Origin of the sequence: Bacteriovorax sp. PP10, assembly GCF_035013165.1 — a bacterium.
GTDB lineage: Bacteria > Bdellovibrionota > Bacteriovoracia > Bacteriovoracales > Bacteriovoracaceae > Bacteriovorax > Bacteriovorax antarcticus.
Genome location: NZ_JAYGJQ010000001.1, coordinates 283,151 through 298,482 on the forward strand (window position 1 = coordinate 283,151; position 15,332 = coordinate 298,482).

The 15,332-nt window shown below is 38.4% G+C and carries 16 protein-coding genes; 4 read left to right on the forward strand and 12 right to left on the reverse strand.

All coding sequences use genetic code 11. The annotated features are described in order from the left end of the window. Positions 1–13 precede the first annotated feature (13 nt). Positions 14–223 (reverse strand): hypothetical protein, encoded by a 210-nt coding sequence (locus SHI21_RS01310; RefSeq protein ID WP_323574314.1) that lies wholly within the window; start codon positions 221–223, stop codon positions 14–16. Between the two features lie 34 nt (positions 224–257). On the opposite strand from SHI21_RS01310, the gene SHI21_RS01315 reads away from it, so the two are divergent. Next, on the forward strand, positions 258–812 hold the full coding sequence (locus tag SHI21_RS01315; protein ID WP_323574315.1) for a TlpA disulfide reductase family protein: 555 nt from the start codon (positions 258–260) through the stop codon (positions 810–812). Between the two features lie 6 nt (positions 813–818). Here the strand turns inward: SHI21_RS01315 and SHI21_RS01320 are convergent, their stop codons facing one another. The 11 genes from SHI21_RS01320 to SHI21_RS01370 form a co-directional block, all read right to left on the reverse strand. Further along, positions 819–1,175 (reverse strand): Kazal-type serine protease inhibitor domain-containing protein, encoded by a 357-nt coding sequence (locus tag SHI21_RS01320; protein WP_323574316.1) that lies wholly within the window; start codon positions 1,173–1,175, stop codon positions 819–821. Between the two features lie 45 nt (positions 1,176–1,220). After that, positions 1,221–2,432, reverse strand: coding sequence for an imidazolonepropionase (gene hutI / locus SHI21_RS01325; RefSeq protein ID WP_323574317.1), 1,212 nt, complete (start codon positions 2,430–2,432; stop codon positions 1,221–1,223). 170 nt (positions 2,433–2,602) lie between these two features. Next, positions 2,603–4,273, reverse strand: a complete 1,671-nt coding sequence (gene hutU, locus SHI21_RS01330) for a urocanate hydratase (protein ID WP_323574318.1) — start codon at positions 4,271–4,273, stop codon at positions 2,603–2,605. Next, positions 4,273–5,808, reverse strand: a complete 1,536-nt coding sequence (hutH, locus tag SHI21_RS01335; protein WP_323574319.1) for a histidine ammonia-lyase — start codon at positions 5,806–5,808, stop codon at positions 4,273–4,275. The genes hutU and hutH overlap by 1 nt, the downstream gene beginning before the upstream one ends. 90 nt (positions 5,809–5,898) lie before the next feature. Further along, positions 5,899–6,348, reverse strand: a complete 450-nt coding sequence (locus SHI21_RS01340) for a hypothetical protein (protein ID WP_323574320.1) — start codon at positions 6,346–6,348, stop codon at positions 5,899–5,901. A gap of 140 nt (positions 6,349–6,488) precedes the next feature. Then, a complete protein-coding gene (locus SHI21_RS01345) occupies positions 6,489–7,139 on the reverse strand; it encodes a ribulose-phosphate 3-epimerase (RefSeq protein WP_323574321.1) in 651 nt (216 codons plus the stop codon). Between the two features lie 5 nt (positions 7,140–7,144). Beyond that, complete coding sequence (fmt, locus tag SHI21_RS01350) at positions 7,145–8,092, reverse strand: methionyl-tRNA formyltransferase (protein WP_323574322.1); 948 nt, start codon at positions 8,090–8,092, stop codon at positions 7,145–7,147. Further along, positions 8,092–8,676, reverse strand: coding sequence for a peptide deformylase (gene def, locus SHI21_RS01355; protein ID WP_323574323.1), 585 nt, complete (start codon positions 8,674–8,676; stop codon positions 8,092–8,094). The genes fmt and def overlap by 1 nt, the downstream gene beginning before the upstream one ends. A gap of 20 nt (positions 8,677–8,696) precedes the next feature. Further along, positions 8,697–9,803 (reverse strand): LptF/LptG family permease, encoded by a 1,107-nt coding sequence (locus SHI21_RS01360; protein ID WP_323574324.1) that lies wholly within the window; start codon positions 9,801–9,803, stop codon positions 8,697–8,699. Further along, positions 9,775–10,503 carry a CFI-box-CTERM domain-containing protein gene (locus SHI21_RS01365; protein ID WP_323574325.1) on the reverse strand — a complete coding sequence of 243 codons (729 nt, stop codon included), beginning with the start codon at positions 10,501–10,503 and terminating at the stop codon, positions 9,775–9,777. The genes SHI21_RS01360 and SHI21_RS01365 overlap by 29 nt, the downstream gene beginning before the upstream one ends. 20 nt (positions 10,504–10,523) lie before the next feature. Continuing rightward, positions 10,524–11,360, reverse strand: a complete 837-nt coding sequence (locus SHI21_RS01370; RefSeq protein ID WP_323574326.1) for a hypothetical protein — start codon at positions 11,358–11,360, stop codon at positions 10,524–10,526. A gap of 91 nt (positions 11,361–11,451) precedes the next feature. Here SHI21_RS01370 and galU point away from each other — a divergent pair, with 91 nt between their 5' ends. The 3 genes from galU to priA are packed head-to-tail and all read left to right on the forward strand — an operon-like array spanning position 11,452 to position 15,282. Next, positions 11,452–12,339 carry a UTP--glucose-1-phosphate uridylyltransferase GalU gene (gene galU, locus SHI21_RS01375; protein WP_323574327.1) on the forward strand — a complete coding sequence of 296 codons (888 nt, stop codon included), beginning with the start codon at positions 11,452–11,454 and terminating at the stop codon, positions 12,337–12,339. Positions 12,340–12,348: 9 nt separating this feature from the next. Next, on the forward strand, positions 12,349–13,275 hold the full coding sequence (locus SHI21_RS01380; protein ID WP_323574328.1) for a hypothetical protein: 927 nt from the start codon (positions 12,349–12,351) through the stop codon (positions 13,273–13,275). 3 nt (positions 13,276–13,278) lie between these two features. Beyond that, the gene (gene priA / locus SHI21_RS01385; RefSeq protein WP_323574329.1) at positions 13,279–15,282 is read left to right on the forward strand and encodes a replication restart helicase PriA; all 2,004 of its coding nucleotides are present in this window, start codon (positions 13,279–13,281) and stop codon (positions 15,280–15,282) included. Positions 15,283–15,332 lie beyond the last annotated feature (50 nt).

Consider the following 15,332-nt stretch of genomic DNA (forward strand, 5'->3'; position numbering starts at 1 on the left):
ATATAAGAATAGTTTATTGTGGAAGTTGGATTGTGTCTTGATTCGGGCGGGCAATTATTTTAAGCATAATTTCCCAACGCGTACCAATCAGATAGTTGAAGCCTCGCAAGAAGGCGAAGGATATCGTAACGAGAATCATCAGAATGAAAATGAATTCAAGAAAAGTTTGACCATTTTGGTTTTTTAAACGCGATGGTTTATGTTTCGGTCTCGTTTTAAACATAGTATAATTTTGAGACCAAAGAGGAGCCGGATCAATGAAGAAATTTTTACCATTAATTATATTTGCTATCGTATTTGCAACTGTGCTTGCCGGACAAGTGGCCTTTAAAATGGTGAATAACATCGCAAGTGTGGAAAAAAATCCGGAATATGACCAATATGAAGAGCTTTTCCTTCATGGAAGCTATAAATCAATCGATGGCAAAAGTGTCGAGATGACAAAAATCAATGCTCCGGTTGTTATCTACAACTTTTGGGCCTCATGGTGCATTCCATGTTTGGAAGAAATGCCTTCAATGATCGCGCTTAAGAAAAAATTTTCGCCTGACCAGGTTCAGATTATTGCTTTCAATACAGATGAAGATGATCAGTTAGCAAATATCCAAAAGACGATGAAAAAAATCGACATGAAAGATGAATTTACTATCGTTCCGGATAAAGAATCAAAGTTAGTCACTCAATTTAAAATTTCTGCTATTCCGGTGACGATTGTTTATCACAGAGGAAAAGTGGTTCATTTTAGCAATGGGCCGATGGATTTTAACTCGGAAGAGTTTCAAGAAAAAATGAAAGAATGGGTTGCGAATTAAGAGCGATTACTTTCTACAGTCAGTAAACTTTACGATTCTTTTGATCTTGCCCTGGCGATAAGCATCCTGGGCATCGCATTCAGTATAAGTCACACCGTTGTCACCGCACACAGGTCTTTCACTACAAATACAATTTCCAGGCGAAGTCTGAGTGACGTTATAGCATTTGGCGATAGAGATGTTATCGTAAGTAATGTTGTTCACACCGCAAACAGGTGAATACTCTGACGTAAAAGAGCATTCTCCATTAAATGTGCTAACTGAAGAACCAGCGGTACTAGTTGAATTGTCTTTCCCGCATGAGGATAAAATCACCAGCGTTAGTAGACCCAATGAATACAGAATTTGAGACATTCTTTTCATGTAGTCTTTATCGGATATTGTTGTAAAAAACTAAAATCGAATGAGCTAAATAGCTAGATTTTTACCCCAGTTATAAGTTACTCGATCAATTGAGTCGGTATTAAATACCGTAAATCGAGGCCTTAGACCTGGAATCAGGGCACCTTGGTTTCTAATCCCAAGTGCGTGAGAAGCATTTAGAGTGATGGCACACCAAAGTTCGGCCATGTTCATCTTGTACATCGGTGCTGCCAGAGAAGCGATCATCAGAACGTTATCGCAGTGGCATGAACCTGGGTTGTAGTCAGAAGCAATCGCAACTTTAACACCGGCATCTAAAAAGGCACGAGCGTTTGCTTGAGTCTTTCCTAAAAATAATCCAGTACCAGGTAGTAGAGTCGCAACAGTATTTGAATTTTTTAAAGCTTCAATTCCATCAGCACCAGTCGCAAGTAAATGATCAGCAGAAAGGGCCTGGTATCTTGTCGCAAGGATTGCGCCTTTATTGTCGTTGAATTCATCAGCGTGAATTTTAACCGGAATGTTTAAGCGGTTAGCACGCTCAAAAAGAGAGATCACATCTTCTTCGCTGAAATAATTTTGTTCATGGAAAATATCTACGCAATCAATGATTTGTTCTTCGGCCATTCTATCAAGAAGAGGAAGAACTACTTCTTTCATATATAGGTATGAGCTTGCATAATCTTTTGGGATTGCATGAGCGGCCATGAAAGTATTTATGATTTGAACATCAGGACGACAAATATTTTTTAAGTCATGAATGATGTGAGTCAGTTCATACTCTTTTTCAAAGTTTAAACCATATCCTGATTTAACTTCGATTGTTCCAACTCCGTAAGAAGCAATCGTCTTAATTCTTTGTTGAGCGAGTTTTAAAAGCTCAGTTCTCGATAACTCATTAGTACCAGTCATTGAGTTTAGAATTCCGCCACCGGCCGCAGCGATTTCTTCGTAAGTCGCACCGTTGAGTCTCATGCTGTATTCGCTAGCACGATCTCCACCAAAAACAACGTGAGTATGTGAATCGACAATTTCAGGAACACAAGATTTTCCAGATGCATCGATAGCTTGAATATCAGCATACTCCTGAGGGAATTCTGAATCCGGGCCTACCCATAAAATTTGCTCTTGATCGTAAACGATTGAAGCATTTTTAATAATGCCAAGATCAGATGGTTTTAGATTTCTTCCATCTTTTTCATGAGCTGGTTTAAGAGTTGCGATTTCTGAAAAGTTGCGAAAAATTTTAATTGTCATAAGTTATTTTTAATCTCATCAGAGTTATTTGGGTTTCAAGGAGTATAGACCAAAACCTCTTGTTGCTGGAAGAATAAATTCATAGGACATGACAGAAGGTGAGGAAGTTGCTCGGTCTTTAATCTAAAGCACTTGTAATTATTTTCAAATCACAAGTGCTCCGGATATTTTTATGAATTAATTTTTAGTGACGGCAATTTTAGTGCACTGTTTTTTGCAGTTGTGCGGGCCAGTTCGTAACCTGCGTCAGCATGTCTTGCAACACCCATCGCTGGATCAGAATTTAAAACGCGCTTAAGCCTTTCATCCATATCTTTTGAACCATCAGCACAGATTACCATCCCAGAGTGCTGAGAATAACCAATACCAACTCCTCCACCGTGGTGGAATGAAGTCCATGAAGCACCATTCATTGTGTTGATCATAAGGTTTAATAATGACCAGTCTGAAACTGCGTCAGTTCCATCCATCATGCCTTCTGTTTCTCTGTTTGGAGATGTTACAGAACCAGTATCTAAATGGTCGCGGCCAATAACGATTGGAGCTTTTACTTTTCCTTCTCTTACTAATTGATTGAACATTAGTCCCGCTTTCTCGCGTTCACCGTAGTTCAGCCAGCAGATACGAGCTGGAAGACCTTGGAAGGCCACCATCTCTTGAGCTTTATCTAACCAGTTGTGAAGTTTTTTATTTTCCGGGAAAAGTTTTTTCATCGCTTCGTCAGTGACACGAATATCATCAGGATCACCTGAAAGTGCTACCCATCTAAATGGCCCTGAGCCTTTACAGAATAATGGTCTGATATAAGCAGGAACAAATCCTGGGAAGTCGTAAGCGTTAGTTACACCTGCAGTTTTTGCACCTTCACGAAGGTTGTTTCCGTAGTCGAAAACATGCGATCCTGCTTTTTGGAAAGCAAGCATTGCAGAGACGTGATCACCCATAGTCTTGTTAGCAAGATCTACATACTTTTTAGGATCTTTCACTCTTAGAGCAAGAGCTTCTTCAACAGTCATTTTATTTGGAACATATCCGTTTAATGGATCGTGAGCAGATGTTTGATCTGTGACTAGATCAGGAACAATTCCTTTATCAAAAACGTACTTAAAGAAATCAGCTGCATTTCCAACAACACCAATTGAGATGGCCTTGTTTTCTTTTTTCGATTTTAGTGCAAGATCAATTGCCTCGTCGAAAGAGTCACAAAGAACATCTAGGTATTTTGTTTTTAATCTTTTTTCAATACGCCATTTTTCAACGTCGCAAGCTAAGCACACGCCGTTTGCCATTTTTACAGCAAGAGGTTGAGCTCCACCCATTCCACCGATACCAGCAGTTAAAACTAATTTACCTGTTAGATCTTTTCCATCTCCGTAGTGCTTTTCAGCAGCGGCCATGAATGTTTCATATGTCCCTTGAAGAATCCCTTGAGTTCCAATGTAAATCCATGATCCAGCAGTCATCTGACCGTACATCATCAGACCTTCGTCTTTTAATTTATTGAAATGCTCCCAAGTTGCCCAATGAGGAACAAGGTTTGAGTTAGCGATTAAGACACGTGGCCCGTGTTCATGAGACGGAAGGATTGCAACAGGTTTACCCGATTGAATCATAAGCGTTTCATTGTTTTCTAAATTTTGTAGAGCATGGATAATATCTTGAAGAGCTTGATGGCTTCTTGCTGCTTGTCCGTTTCCACCGTAAACAATTAGGTTGTCTCTGTCTTCAGCAACATCAGGGTGAAGGTTGTTAAGCAAACATCTTAATGCCGCTTCCTGGTGCCAGCCTTTCGTTGTTAGAGTAGATCCTGTTGGAGGTAATGGGATATGATTTGTAGTCATTAGTTTAATGCTCCAATTTTTGATTCAGCAGCAGCGACAACTTCGCCACTGTTAATAACTTTAATAATATTGTTGATATCTTTGTAAAATATTCTGTCTTCTTCAATTGTAGGAACAGTCTTTCTAACAAGAGCGTAAACCGCTTCAAGTGGAGCAGATGTTGTCTCTGGTCTTTGTAGGTCAAGAGCTTGAGTATTACAAAGAAGTTCAATCCCTAAAACTGATTTTGCGTTTTCTACAACTTCGTGAAGTTTTCTTCCAGAAGTTACACCCATAGAAACATGGTCTTCTTTGTCTGTTGAAGTTGGAACTGAGTCCACGCTTGCAGGATGGCAAAGATATTTATTTTCACTTACAAGGGCCGCCGCTGTTACGTGAGCAATCATAAGCCCTGAGTTTAAACCAGAATTCTTAGTTAAGAATGCTGGAAGCTCAGAGAAAGTTGGGTTCATCATTTTTTCAATTCTGCGCTCAGAGATATTGCAGATTTCAGCAACACCCATTGCAAGGTAGTCCATAACAAGAGCTAAAGCTTCACCGTGGAAGTTTCCACCTGAAATAACCTCACCGCTATCCACGAAGATAAGTGGGTTGTCTGTTACGGCATTTAATTCTGTATTGATAACTTCTTCTGCGTGAATAAGTGTTTGTCTGCAGGCCCCGTGAACTTGAGGAACACAACGAAGAGAGTATGGATCCTGAACTTTATGACAGTCAGGGTGTGAATCTTTTAAATGTGATCCAGCAACAAGTCTGTTTAAGTTTTCCATACATGCAATTTGACCTGGGTGAGGTTTCAGCATTGTAATTTTTGGATTGTAAGCTTTATCTGTTCCTTTAACTCCGTCCATTGTTAACGTCGCACAGATATCAGCAAGCTTCATAATACGACGAGCTTCAAATACAGCTAGTGCTCCAAGAGCGGCCATACATGCAGTTCCGTTGATTAGAGCTAAACCATCTTTTGGCCCAAGAACAGCAGGAGCTCTTCCTAATGTTTTGATTGCGATATCAGAGTTAACAATCTTGCCTTGGAATTCAACATCGCCTTCACCGATTAAAGCTAGAGCAATATGAGATAGAGGGGCTAAATCTCCACTGGCACCAACAGAACCTTTTTCAGGAACTACTGGAGTGATGTCGTTATTTAAAAAATCTAAAAGTAATTCAACAGTACTAGGTTCTACACCAGAGAATCCTGAGATTAAGCAGTTTGCTCTTAGAAGCATGATCGCTCTTGTGATCTCACGAGAAAAAGGTTTACCCACACCAGTACAGTGAGAGCGAATTAAATTTACTTGAAGTTGAGCAAGATCTTTTTCAGCAATGTGCATGCTAGATAGTGCACCAAAGCCAGTATTGATTCCGTAAACCGGAGCACCTTTTTTTACGATTTCAAAAACGAAGGCACGAGAGGCTTTCATTTTAGTCATCGCAGATGGGTCGATTGATAATTTAATATTTCCGCTTTTTGAATGAGCGACTTGGTGGACTTGATCAATAGTTAAAGACTGGCCATTTAGACTGATATTCATATGTTCTCACAAGGGTTAAAAATACCTTGATCCTACAATGAAAAATGTGGGTTTGTAATGATGTTTTGCTTCAAGTTTGGGATGTTTTAACTAAGCGGCCATGGCATAGGCCTTTTCAGGCGGATATTTCTTAATCATTTGGAGAACGACCATTAGCGCCTTGGTATTATTATAGAATTTGCACCATGACAAAAGAGTCTGCTTTTTATAATCGCAGTGAAGAATAGTAGGATTGGATTCAATTGCTTCGGTCAGGGATTCCAGTTTATTACTTTGTATAAACAAAACAATTTGTTCCATCTCTTTTGGTGCTTGAATGCGTTTTGCTTTTCCATGTGAACGGCGTTTTGTCGTATTGAAAAGTACGTAGATGGGAATAATGAAAGCTAGTTTTGGGACGAATAAAGACAGACACCCAATGAACATGATTGCCCAAAAATCGTTCGGGCCCAGACCAATCACGAAGGGTAGAGAAAATGTTGAAAGATATTCGATGCCATCTTTTACCTTCTCGTTTTTAATGTATTGTTTGAAACTCATTAAATGAAGTTTAATTGGTAAAAGTGTCTAAACCAAGCACAGAGGTAAGTGTTGGAAATGTTCAGCTCACTGACGATTTATTAATCAGAAAATTGCCCAGAATTGATGGCGGAATAGTAATTTCCTCAATGAAATAAAGACTATCTCAAGGATTCAATCTTTTCGGCATATTTGTCTTTTGTCGTTTTAAAAACATAAGATCCAGCAACGAGATTGTCAGCACCTGCAGCGATTAATTCTTTTGAATTTTTATCTGTCACACCACCATCTACTTGAATTTGAAAGTGAGCTTTAAGAGATTCACGTCTTGATTTTAGTTCTTTGATTTTATCAAAGGCACTCGGCATGAATGATTGCCCACCAAAGCCAGGTTCAACTGACATAACTAAAACCAGATCTATTGCTTTTAAGATTTCATCTGTAAGCGCACTCACAGGAGTATTGGGCTTAATAGAAATTCCCACGCTAGGATAATGTGATTTTAGTTTTTTAATAAGTCCTAGAGAGTCTGGAGTCGCTTCCACGTGAAATGTGAAGTTGTATAGACCAGAGTCTTTTAATATTTCGCCATGAAACTCAGGATTTGTGACCATGAAGTGAGCGTCACATTTATGAGGAGCTTTTTTTGTAATAAGTTCGATGATCGGATGACCGAAAGTTAAATTGGGAACGAAGTGGCCATCCATGATGTCCAGGTGGAACCACATGTCTTTCACACCAGCAAATGCATTAAGCTCTGGTTCAATATTTAAAAAGTCGCAGGCAAGAAGGCTAGGTGAAATGATTGTCATAAAAATTACGGATTAAGAATAATCTCTCCGCCCTTATTTTTTAGGCCATTAAGTAGTTCTGTATCGTTGCAAACTTTTTTACCTTCGAGTTGAATTGAGACTAAGCGAATAGTCGCATCTTTAATTCCCACTGCCAGGTGTCCGTGATCAATGGATGTCTCTCCAGGAGCAAGGTTGCGCTGAAGTTTTTCAATCTTAAATACTTTAAGGCGTTGTCCATTTAGGAAACAGTATGTTCCAGGCCATGGATCAAGCGCTCTGATTTGATTGTAGATTTTTTTATAGTCAGAGTCTTTGAAGTTTAGGAATCCATCTTCTTTTTTAAGAGTTGGAGCAAAACTCACACCCGCTGGGTCTTGTGGGGTATAGACTAATTTATCGTTTAGAATTTTTTCGATTAAAGCTTTTGTACTAAGAGCAGCTTGGTCTTTAAGTCTGTTATAAAGACTCTCTCCGTTTTCATCAGGAGCAATATTTAATTCATCGAAATGAACTAAATCACCAGCGTCCATTTCTTTCACCATTTTTTGAATTGAAACACCTGTTGAAGTGTCGCCATTTAAAAGAGCGTATTGAATTGGAGCGGCCCCTCTGTATTTTGGAAGGATAGAAGTGTGAATGTTAAAACATCCAAGCTTCGGCATATTTAAAACTCTTGAACCCAAAAATTGAGCGAAAGCTAATACAAGAATGAAATCGATCTCTAGTTTTTCTAGCTCTTCTAAAACGGCCGGTTCACGGTTGATGTTTTCAACTTGAAACAATTTAATATTATTGGCCTTCGCAAATTCAGCAACAGGAGGAGATTTTAATTCCTGCCCGCGTCCTGCTGGTCTATCCGGCATTGTGATCACGCCAACTAAATTAATAGCAGGATTGTTGAAGAGTTCAACCAGAGTCGGAACTGAAAAATCAGGAGTTCCGCAATAAACAACATTAAGTTTTTTCGTCATTATTTTTTCTTAGCTTTTTTAAGGAACTTCTTTTCAATTAACTGCTTCTTTAAAAAGCTTAGTCTTTCGATAAAAACAATTCCATCAAGGTGATCGTTTTCATGTTGAAGACACACAGATAAAAGTTCATCAGCTTCAAGGCTGTGATGATTGCCGAACATATCTTGATACTCAACAGTCACGAACTCTGCGCGCTTCACATCTTCGTAAACACCAGGAACACTCAGGCATCCTTCTTCGTGAATAATCTCACCTGTCTTGTTTTTGAAAACAGGATTAATGACCGCGATGGGTTGCATGTCTGAGTAACGGTATTCTGATGATCCATCAGGAAGTGTGACTTTTTCTCTTTCAAACCAAATGTCCATAACGAATAGACGGATGCTGTGACCAACTTGAGGAGCAGCAAGACCGATTCCTGGAGCATGATACATCGTAAACAACATATCTTTGATTAGTGCTCTCAAGTCGTCATTGAATTCAGTAACAGGAGCAGCAATCTTTTTTAAGACAGGTGCCGGGTATACAGAAATTGGAAGCTTAGTTCCAATCAGTTCATAATTATCTAGGAAGTTTTCTTTCATAGCTAAATTCATATCATAAATTAGCGTAATTTGCGATGGTAAATAAAGTAGAACACCAGGTAGACGACAAAGACAGATGGTACCCCAAAAGTGGCGGCTATCGCTGGGATTTTACTAGTTTGCCCTAGTGTCATGAAGTAAGAATAGATAAACCAATAGATGAAAGTGAAGGTTAAAACAAAGGCAATATTCGACCCGAATGAGCTGTTTCTTCGATTGGGATTAAAGAGTGCAACTGAGGCCAGAATCGCAAGTATCAGACAAGTGAAGGCCGAAGAGAATTTATCAAGGAAGGTTACAAAATACTCACTATCGTTGATTCCGTTTGTGCGTAAAACAAGAATGTAGTCGTAGAGTCTCCAGATATTTAAAGTCGAAATATCAGCGTTAATTTTTTTGAAATCCGAAATGGTTTCTTTTAACTGAAACATTTTGTCGTGAAAGTAACTTGGTTCCGGAAACGTTTTGTTTTCAAGATTCGTTACATGCAGACCCTTTTTTAAAAGCCATGAATTACCTTCAATAAATTTTGCTGAATTGGCCGTAACTTGCTCAGAGAATTTGAAGTTTTTGTCATAATAGTAAAGATTCAAATCGAAGATCGTATTGCTGTTTCCATCAAACGAGCTGTATGAAAAAAAGTAATCCTGACCCTTAAACCAAATTTTACCGGATTTAAGAGCATTGATTGAAACTGAGCTGGTCTTTGCTTTGTTGGCAATGGCCGGATGAGTGTCACTCAATGTTGATTGCTTATGTTTTGTGTAGGGAACAAGGTAACCGTTAATAAAAAAGAGAGTTAATCCAACGAAGGCCCCGATCGTTCCGATACAAAGAACAAACTGGCGTCTTGAAAATCCGCTGGCGAAAATGGCAGTCAGTTCGTTTCTGCTTTTTAATTTGTTGATTGAAAATAAAGAAGCAACCAGACATGAGACAGGAAAAATTCTTATTAAGAAAGTAGGAAGTTCTAAAACTAAATCCAGTAAAATGGATTTGAGTTCATTCGTTGCTTTTAACAACCCGGTTAAAATATGACCAAGTGAAAGCACCATCACTAAAATGAAGACCGAACCTAGAAAGAATGTAAGCCACTCTTTAAGAATGAGTTTTCGTATGGTGAACATGTGACCTTATGAAAAAAATGAACGTTGATAAAAGAGGACGGGCAATAAAAGTGTTGAACACGAATTTTTGCTTTGGCCTGACTTCCAGATAATTCACTAAAGTTGGTGAGTGAGCATAATAAAAATCGATAAAATCAAGGCCAAGATTGTATTTGGCAATTTTTAATTTGAAATGGCGAAGAGTTTCCGTCTTTTCATCTTCAAAACCGAAGGCCATCGTTGCTACATAACAGCGTTTCGCACTGATTTGAATCTTATGGTAAGCGGCTTCAAAAGCTTTAAGGTTGTGGGCCTGCTTTTTATTATTAAATTTACGGATGATCTGAGCGTTGACGTGTTGGTATTTAAAACCAATTGAGAATTTCATGAATTGCTCAAGACATCTAAAGCAGTCTCTTTGAAGATTTGGACTTCTATCATAGGCCTTGGCAAGATCCCAATAAGCGTGACTGATTAAAAGAAGCTCAGTCATATCTTTTTCAGCATCAAATAAGCTTGGAGATAAACGATCTTCAGTAGTGTCGAAATAAAGTGCCAGAATACCGAGATACTTATTATAAGAGTCTACGGCAAGCGCCATGCGGTCTTCCTTGACGAAAACTTGGGCGCGCTTTAAATGAGCAAGACGAGTGCGATAAAGTTCAACAACCTGTTCGCGCTTTCTATCGCTTGCATCTTTCGGGTCTTTTTTCTTTGCCAATGAAAACCTTGTTTTTTAAATTAGAATCTAAATGAAGCACCAAAAGATGTTTCTCTGATTTTTGATTCATTTCTATTAATAGCTAAGTCAGCTTCTTGTTTTGTATTTTTCATTGCAAATTCGAAAGCAAGTTTGGGTTGTACCCATGCTAGCCCAAACCCATTTCCTTTTTCCTGGCGGCTTTTATCATTGAAAGCCCCAAAACGAAGGTAGAAATCATTTAGGACACGAAGTTGAACTCCACCACGATAAAGTAGTGTATCGCCAATTTCATCAGCGTTATAGTTTCCACCAAAATCAAACGCCAGCGTTACATAGTCTGCAAAGATGTGTTGCCCACCGATGATGGCCTTTGTTTCACCTGCTTTAGAATTGAAAGCATCGTAAGCTACAATCCCTAAAGAAGTTTGAGTGTCCAGAGCGTGAATAACACCAATGACTGTTTGATAATAATCGACTTCTGTTTTTGTTGTTAAGTTTTCGTCTTTTGATTTTCTTATACTCGCACCAAAAGCAGATTTCTCGCTTAATGGACTTGAAGCAGTAAGGCCCCAACGCGTGCGTTTTTGATCGCCTTCTTCTTGGTTTACATAACTTAGTGATCCACTCAAGCTCGGATTACCATCGGCCATGACCACACCAGTATTTTTTGGCTTTTGAATGACATTGCCGTCTTTGTCTTTGATTTGCAGCATATCTCTTTGAACATAAACATCAGCTTGATTAAAGAATGCTAAACTCGCTGGGTTTAAAAAAGCGGCTTCTTCCATAAAAATGCCCGCAACACCAGTTCCTGCGATAGACTTGGAGTGAGTTGTTTCAAATTCGTGTATCTTTGCAAAAGCAAAATTAGACATGAGTAATGTTGCCAGGAAAAAAGATTTTTTGATTTGATTGCGAATGTTAATAATTCCTTTTAAAATTGATAATGCTTAAGAGGAAATTATAATGAAAATAAGACGCGCCGTCATCCCCGTTGCTGGAAAAGGGACAAGATTTTTGCCAGCTACCAAACAAGTACCTAAAGAAATGATTCCAATCATCAATCTACCGATGATTCACTACGTGGTAGAGGAAGCAATTTTGTCGGGTATTGAACAGATTATTTTTATCACTTCATCGGGAAAAAACGCGATTGAAGATTACTTTGATAGAAACTTTGAATTAGAAGACTTTCTAATTAAGAGTGGAAAAGTAAAAGAGCTGGAGTTGATTCAGCAAATTGGTAAAATGGTTGAAGTGACTTCAATTCGCCAAAAAGAACAACTTGGTTTAGGCCACGCCGTTCTTTGTGCAAAAGATGTTGTTGGTAATGAACCGTTTGCAGTTATTTTAGGTGATGAGATCGTTCGCGGTCCAAACCCGGTAACAAAACAGTTAATTGATATTTCAAATAAGAACAATAATGCCAACGTGATTGGTGTTATGGAAATTGATCCACTTGAAACATACAAATACGGTATCGTTAAAGGGGATTACATCGATGATCTAAAGAAAACGATGAGAATGCACACGATGGTTGAAAAACCTCGTCCGGCAGAAGCTCCATCAAATCTTGCGACTCCGGGACGTTATGTATTCCGTCCGGAAATCTTCGATGCACTAAAAGTTATTCCTAAAGGTGTTGGTGGAGAATACCAACTGACGGATGCGATTAATCTTTTAGCAAAAGAAAGTGAAGTCTATGCTCATATTTTCGAAGGGGACCGTTTTGATACGGGAAGTATCGAAGGTTATTTAAATGCAACGATTGAGTTTGCTTTAATGAACAAAGAGTCTGAGCCGATGATGAGACGTTTGATTAAAGAAAAAATGGAAAAGTATAAAATTAAATAGGTAAATATTATGAAAATGTTTTCAAAGCTTTTAATTGTGATGATGATTTCTTTTTCTGCCGTTGCTTCAGTGCCAACTGAAGAAGGCCTGTTGAGAAATTTGAACAATGCTGATTTGCCAGGACAATACATTACTGTAAAGACCATGGTTCAATCGTTAACGGAAGCTGACAAGACAGATTACGTAAAGTTTCAGATTTCAGCAGAAAATCCAAATACTGTTGGTTTACTACAAACAACATATTCAAACGGGCAGATGCTTAATTCGCAAATTAAGAGTGTTAAATATTTTCCAGATTTACTTGCACAGATTAGAAGAGAAAAAGCTCCGGAAAAAAGTTTGTTTTATTCTGTCCTGATGATGCTAACAACAAACCGCTCACAAGGGATGGAAGCATTCCTGGAAAAAAACGGAATCAGCGTTGTTAAAAATAAAACAATCTTAAACGAAGATAAAATTAAACTTCTTCGCGCTTACAGAGCTCACCTTGTGAATAACAAAGGTAAAGGAGATTCTGGGTCACCATTAAATCCGGAAGATCCAAAAAACAAAGAAAAAGTTTTAGATCTATTTAGATCAAATACTTTCAAGAGAGCTAAAAATATTGAACTAGTTAAAAAAGATAATGAGTTCATGTGGAAAGTTGACTGGAAAGCGGCACAAGGGTTTTTCTCAAATGAAGAAAGGCAATTTAGAGCTATCGACTACAGTACAGCTGATTCTCAAATTAAAATCGAAGCTAACAGCTACTTACTATTCAATGGAACAAATGAACTTCCAAAATTCATGAACATTAAAGATAGTGCCGGGCAGTTATACAAAATTCAAACCCTAGGTTTGGACATTAAACGAACAGACAAGCGTCTTGCTGATAGTTACGAAGAGCTTAAAAAAGCTCCAGGACAATCAGATGCTGGTTATTCGTTCTTATTTTAAAGAATGGAAAAACACTTTTTTCTCGTAGCAGTTAATACGCCTTTCAATTCATCTATGCTCACTTATAGTGCGACAGAGGAAATGAGTAGCGTGATTAAAAAAGGCTCGCTGGTCAAAGTTCCCTTGGGGAAAAATAGACTCGCGGATGGCTGCGTGTGGGGAAAAACATCAGGCGACAATCTCGACCTGAAAAAAATCAAAGATATTCATTCAATCAGTGAAGAGCTTTTCATCTTAAAAGAAGAGTGTGACTTATTCCAATGGATGTCCAGTTATTACCATTACCCATTAGGGCAGTTAATTTTTGATGTTCTTCCGACTTTTTTAAAACGCCCGAGGAAACTAAACTTTGATCAAGGTCAGGGAGTTACAAGTCCATTTGTTTTAAATGAAGACCAAAAAGAAGTTGTCGATAAAATCGCAGCAGCAGGACTCGATAAGTTTAGTAAGTCACTTGTTCACGGGGTAACGGGAGCAGGGAAGACAATCATTTATCTTGAGTTGATTAAAAAGATTATTCACGAGAAAAAATCAGTTCTCTTTCTTCTTCCAGAAATTAACTTAACTCCACAGTTTTTGAAAACTTTTCAAACATATTTAGATGTACCAATTTATTCTTATAACAGTGCTATTAGTAACTCTGATAAATTTGGCCTTTGGAAACTTCTTCAAGAAGACTCTTCACCTAAGTTAATCCTGGGTGTTCGTAGTAGTATTTTTCTTCCGATAAAAAATCTGGGATTAGTAATCGTCGATGAAGAGCATGACCAGTCTTTTAAACAAGATGACAGGTGTACATATAATGCCCGCGATATTGCCATTAAAAGAGCGTCACTTTTAAAAATTCCGGTCATCCTGGGTTCTGCTACACCAATGGTAGAGACTTATAAAGCTTTCGTGGGAACAACTCATTACTTTCCAATGCAAAAAAGAGCTCAGGAAGCAAAACTTCCCGACGTTGAATTAGTTGATATGCGCGGAAGAGGTCGAATCGAGTCTGAAAAACATTTATGGCCTTATAGTAGTGAAAGTATTTTTAAAATTAAAAAAGCACTGGAAAAAGGTGAGCAGGTTTTGGTTTTTATTAACCGCCTTGGATACGCCAGCTACTTACAATGTAATTCTTGCGGGCATCAGTTTTCATGCCCTAATTGCAGCACGAATCTAAAATTTTTTAAAAAAAGAAGTGAACTGGTTTGTCAGACATGCGAATTCAAAATGCCTCAGCCGGAAATGTGTCCAGAGTGCATGAACATTCAGTTAACTCCTAAAGGATTTGGAACTGAAAAAGCACACGATACATTACAGGGCCTATTTCCTGATAAAATCATCGAGCGCTTTGACCGTGATGAAATTAAAACGTTCACCAAGTTAGAAGATACGCTCAATCTCTTCCACGATAAAAAAATAGATATCCTGGTTGGAACTCAAATGCTTTCAAAAGGTCACAACTTTGAAAACGTAAACCTGGTTATTATTCTAGGGATTGATTCCCAACTAAACTTCCCGGACTTCAGGTCTAATGAGCGCGTCTACCAAACTCTTACTCAAGTAAGTGGTAGAGCAGGACGCTTTGGAAAAAAGGCAGAAGTTCTAGTGCATACTCTGGCCCCTGAAAATAAAATTTTCTCTTACCTGAAAAATCACTCATTCGATGACTTCTATAAAGATGAGATTCCGATGAGAGAGATGTGCTCATCTCCACCTATGAAAAAACTTATCCTGATCTACTTTAATGGTAAGGATCAAGGACAGGTTATAAAGGAGAGCAGTGAGCAGGCCCAACGTTTACGAGACACTGCTGAAGCTCATTTTGCTAAGGTCGACATCTTAGGGCCTCGACCGAGTATGATAGAAAAGAAGGTTAACAAATTTACTTGGTCATTAATGATACGAAGTGAAGATGTGAATCAACTTCACAACTTAGTGAACTCTTTTGAAAAAAATTACCGCCCCCCTCACACTATCTCCCTGAAAATAGATGTAGATCCGTATTATTTTGATTAAGTATTAAAGTAAATCCGATATTGCTCCGTTAAGACGATGAGTTCTAGATA

Excerpts from the sequence above, each read along its gene's own strand:
- def (WP_323574323.1), bottom strand. The coding sequence starts at position 8,676 with ATGAAAGAAAACTTCCTAGATAATTATGAACTGATTGGAACTAAGCTT.
- galU (WP_323574327.1), top strand. The coding sequence starts at position 11,452 with ATGAAAATAAGACGCGCCGTCATCCCCGTTGCTGGAAAAGGGACAAGA.
- SHI21_RS01360 (WP_323574324.1), bottom strand. The coding sequence starts at position 9,803 with ATGTTCACCATACGAAAACTCATTCTTAAAGAGTGGCTTACATTCTTT.
- hutU (WP_323574318.1), bottom strand. The coding sequence starts at position 4,273 with ATGACTACAAATCATATCCCATTACCTCCAACAGGATCTACTCTAACA.
- hutI (WP_323574317.1), bottom strand. The coding sequence starts at position 2,432 with ATGACAATTAAAATTTTTCGCAACTTTTCAGAAATCGCAACTCTTAAA.
- SHI21_RS01340 (WP_323574320.1), bottom strand. The coding sequence starts at position 6,348 with ATGAGTTTCAAACAATACATTAAAAACGAGAAGGTAAAAGATGGCATC.
- hutH (WP_323574319.1), bottom strand. The coding sequence starts at position 5,808 with ATGAATATCAGTCTAAATGGCCAGTCTTTAACTATTGATCAAGTCCAC.
- SHI21_RS01310 (WP_323574314.1), bottom strand. The coding sequence starts at position 223 with ATGTTTAAAACGAGACCGAAACATAAACCATCGCGTTTAAAAAACCAA.
- SHI21_RS01380 (WP_323574328.1), top strand. The coding sequence starts at position 12,349 with ATGAAAATGTTTTCAAAGCTTTTAATTGTGATGATGATTTCTTTTTCT.
- SHI21_RS01345 (WP_323574321.1), bottom strand. The coding sequence starts at position 7,139 with ATGACAATCATTTCACCTAGCCTTCTTGCCTGCGACTTTTTAAATATT.
- SHI21_RS01320 (WP_323574316.1), bottom strand. The coding sequence starts at position 1,175 with ATGAAAAGAATGTCTCAAATTCTGTATTCATTGGGTCTACTAACGCTG.
- fmt (WP_323574322.1), bottom strand. The coding sequence starts at position 8,092 with ATGACGAAAAAACTTAATGTTGTTTATTGCGGAACTCCTGATTTTTCA.
- SHI21_RS01370 (WP_323574326.1), bottom strand. The coding sequence starts at position 11,360 with ATGTCTAATTTTGCTTTTGCAAAGATACACGAATTTGAAACAACTCAC.
- priA (WP_323574329.1), top strand. The coding sequence starts at position 13,279 with ATGGAAAAACACTTTTTTCTCGTAGCAGTTAATACGCCTTTCAATTCA.
- SHI21_RS01315 (WP_323574315.1), top strand. The coding sequence starts at position 258 with ATGAAGAAATTTTTACCATTAATTATATTTGCTATCGTATTTGCAACT.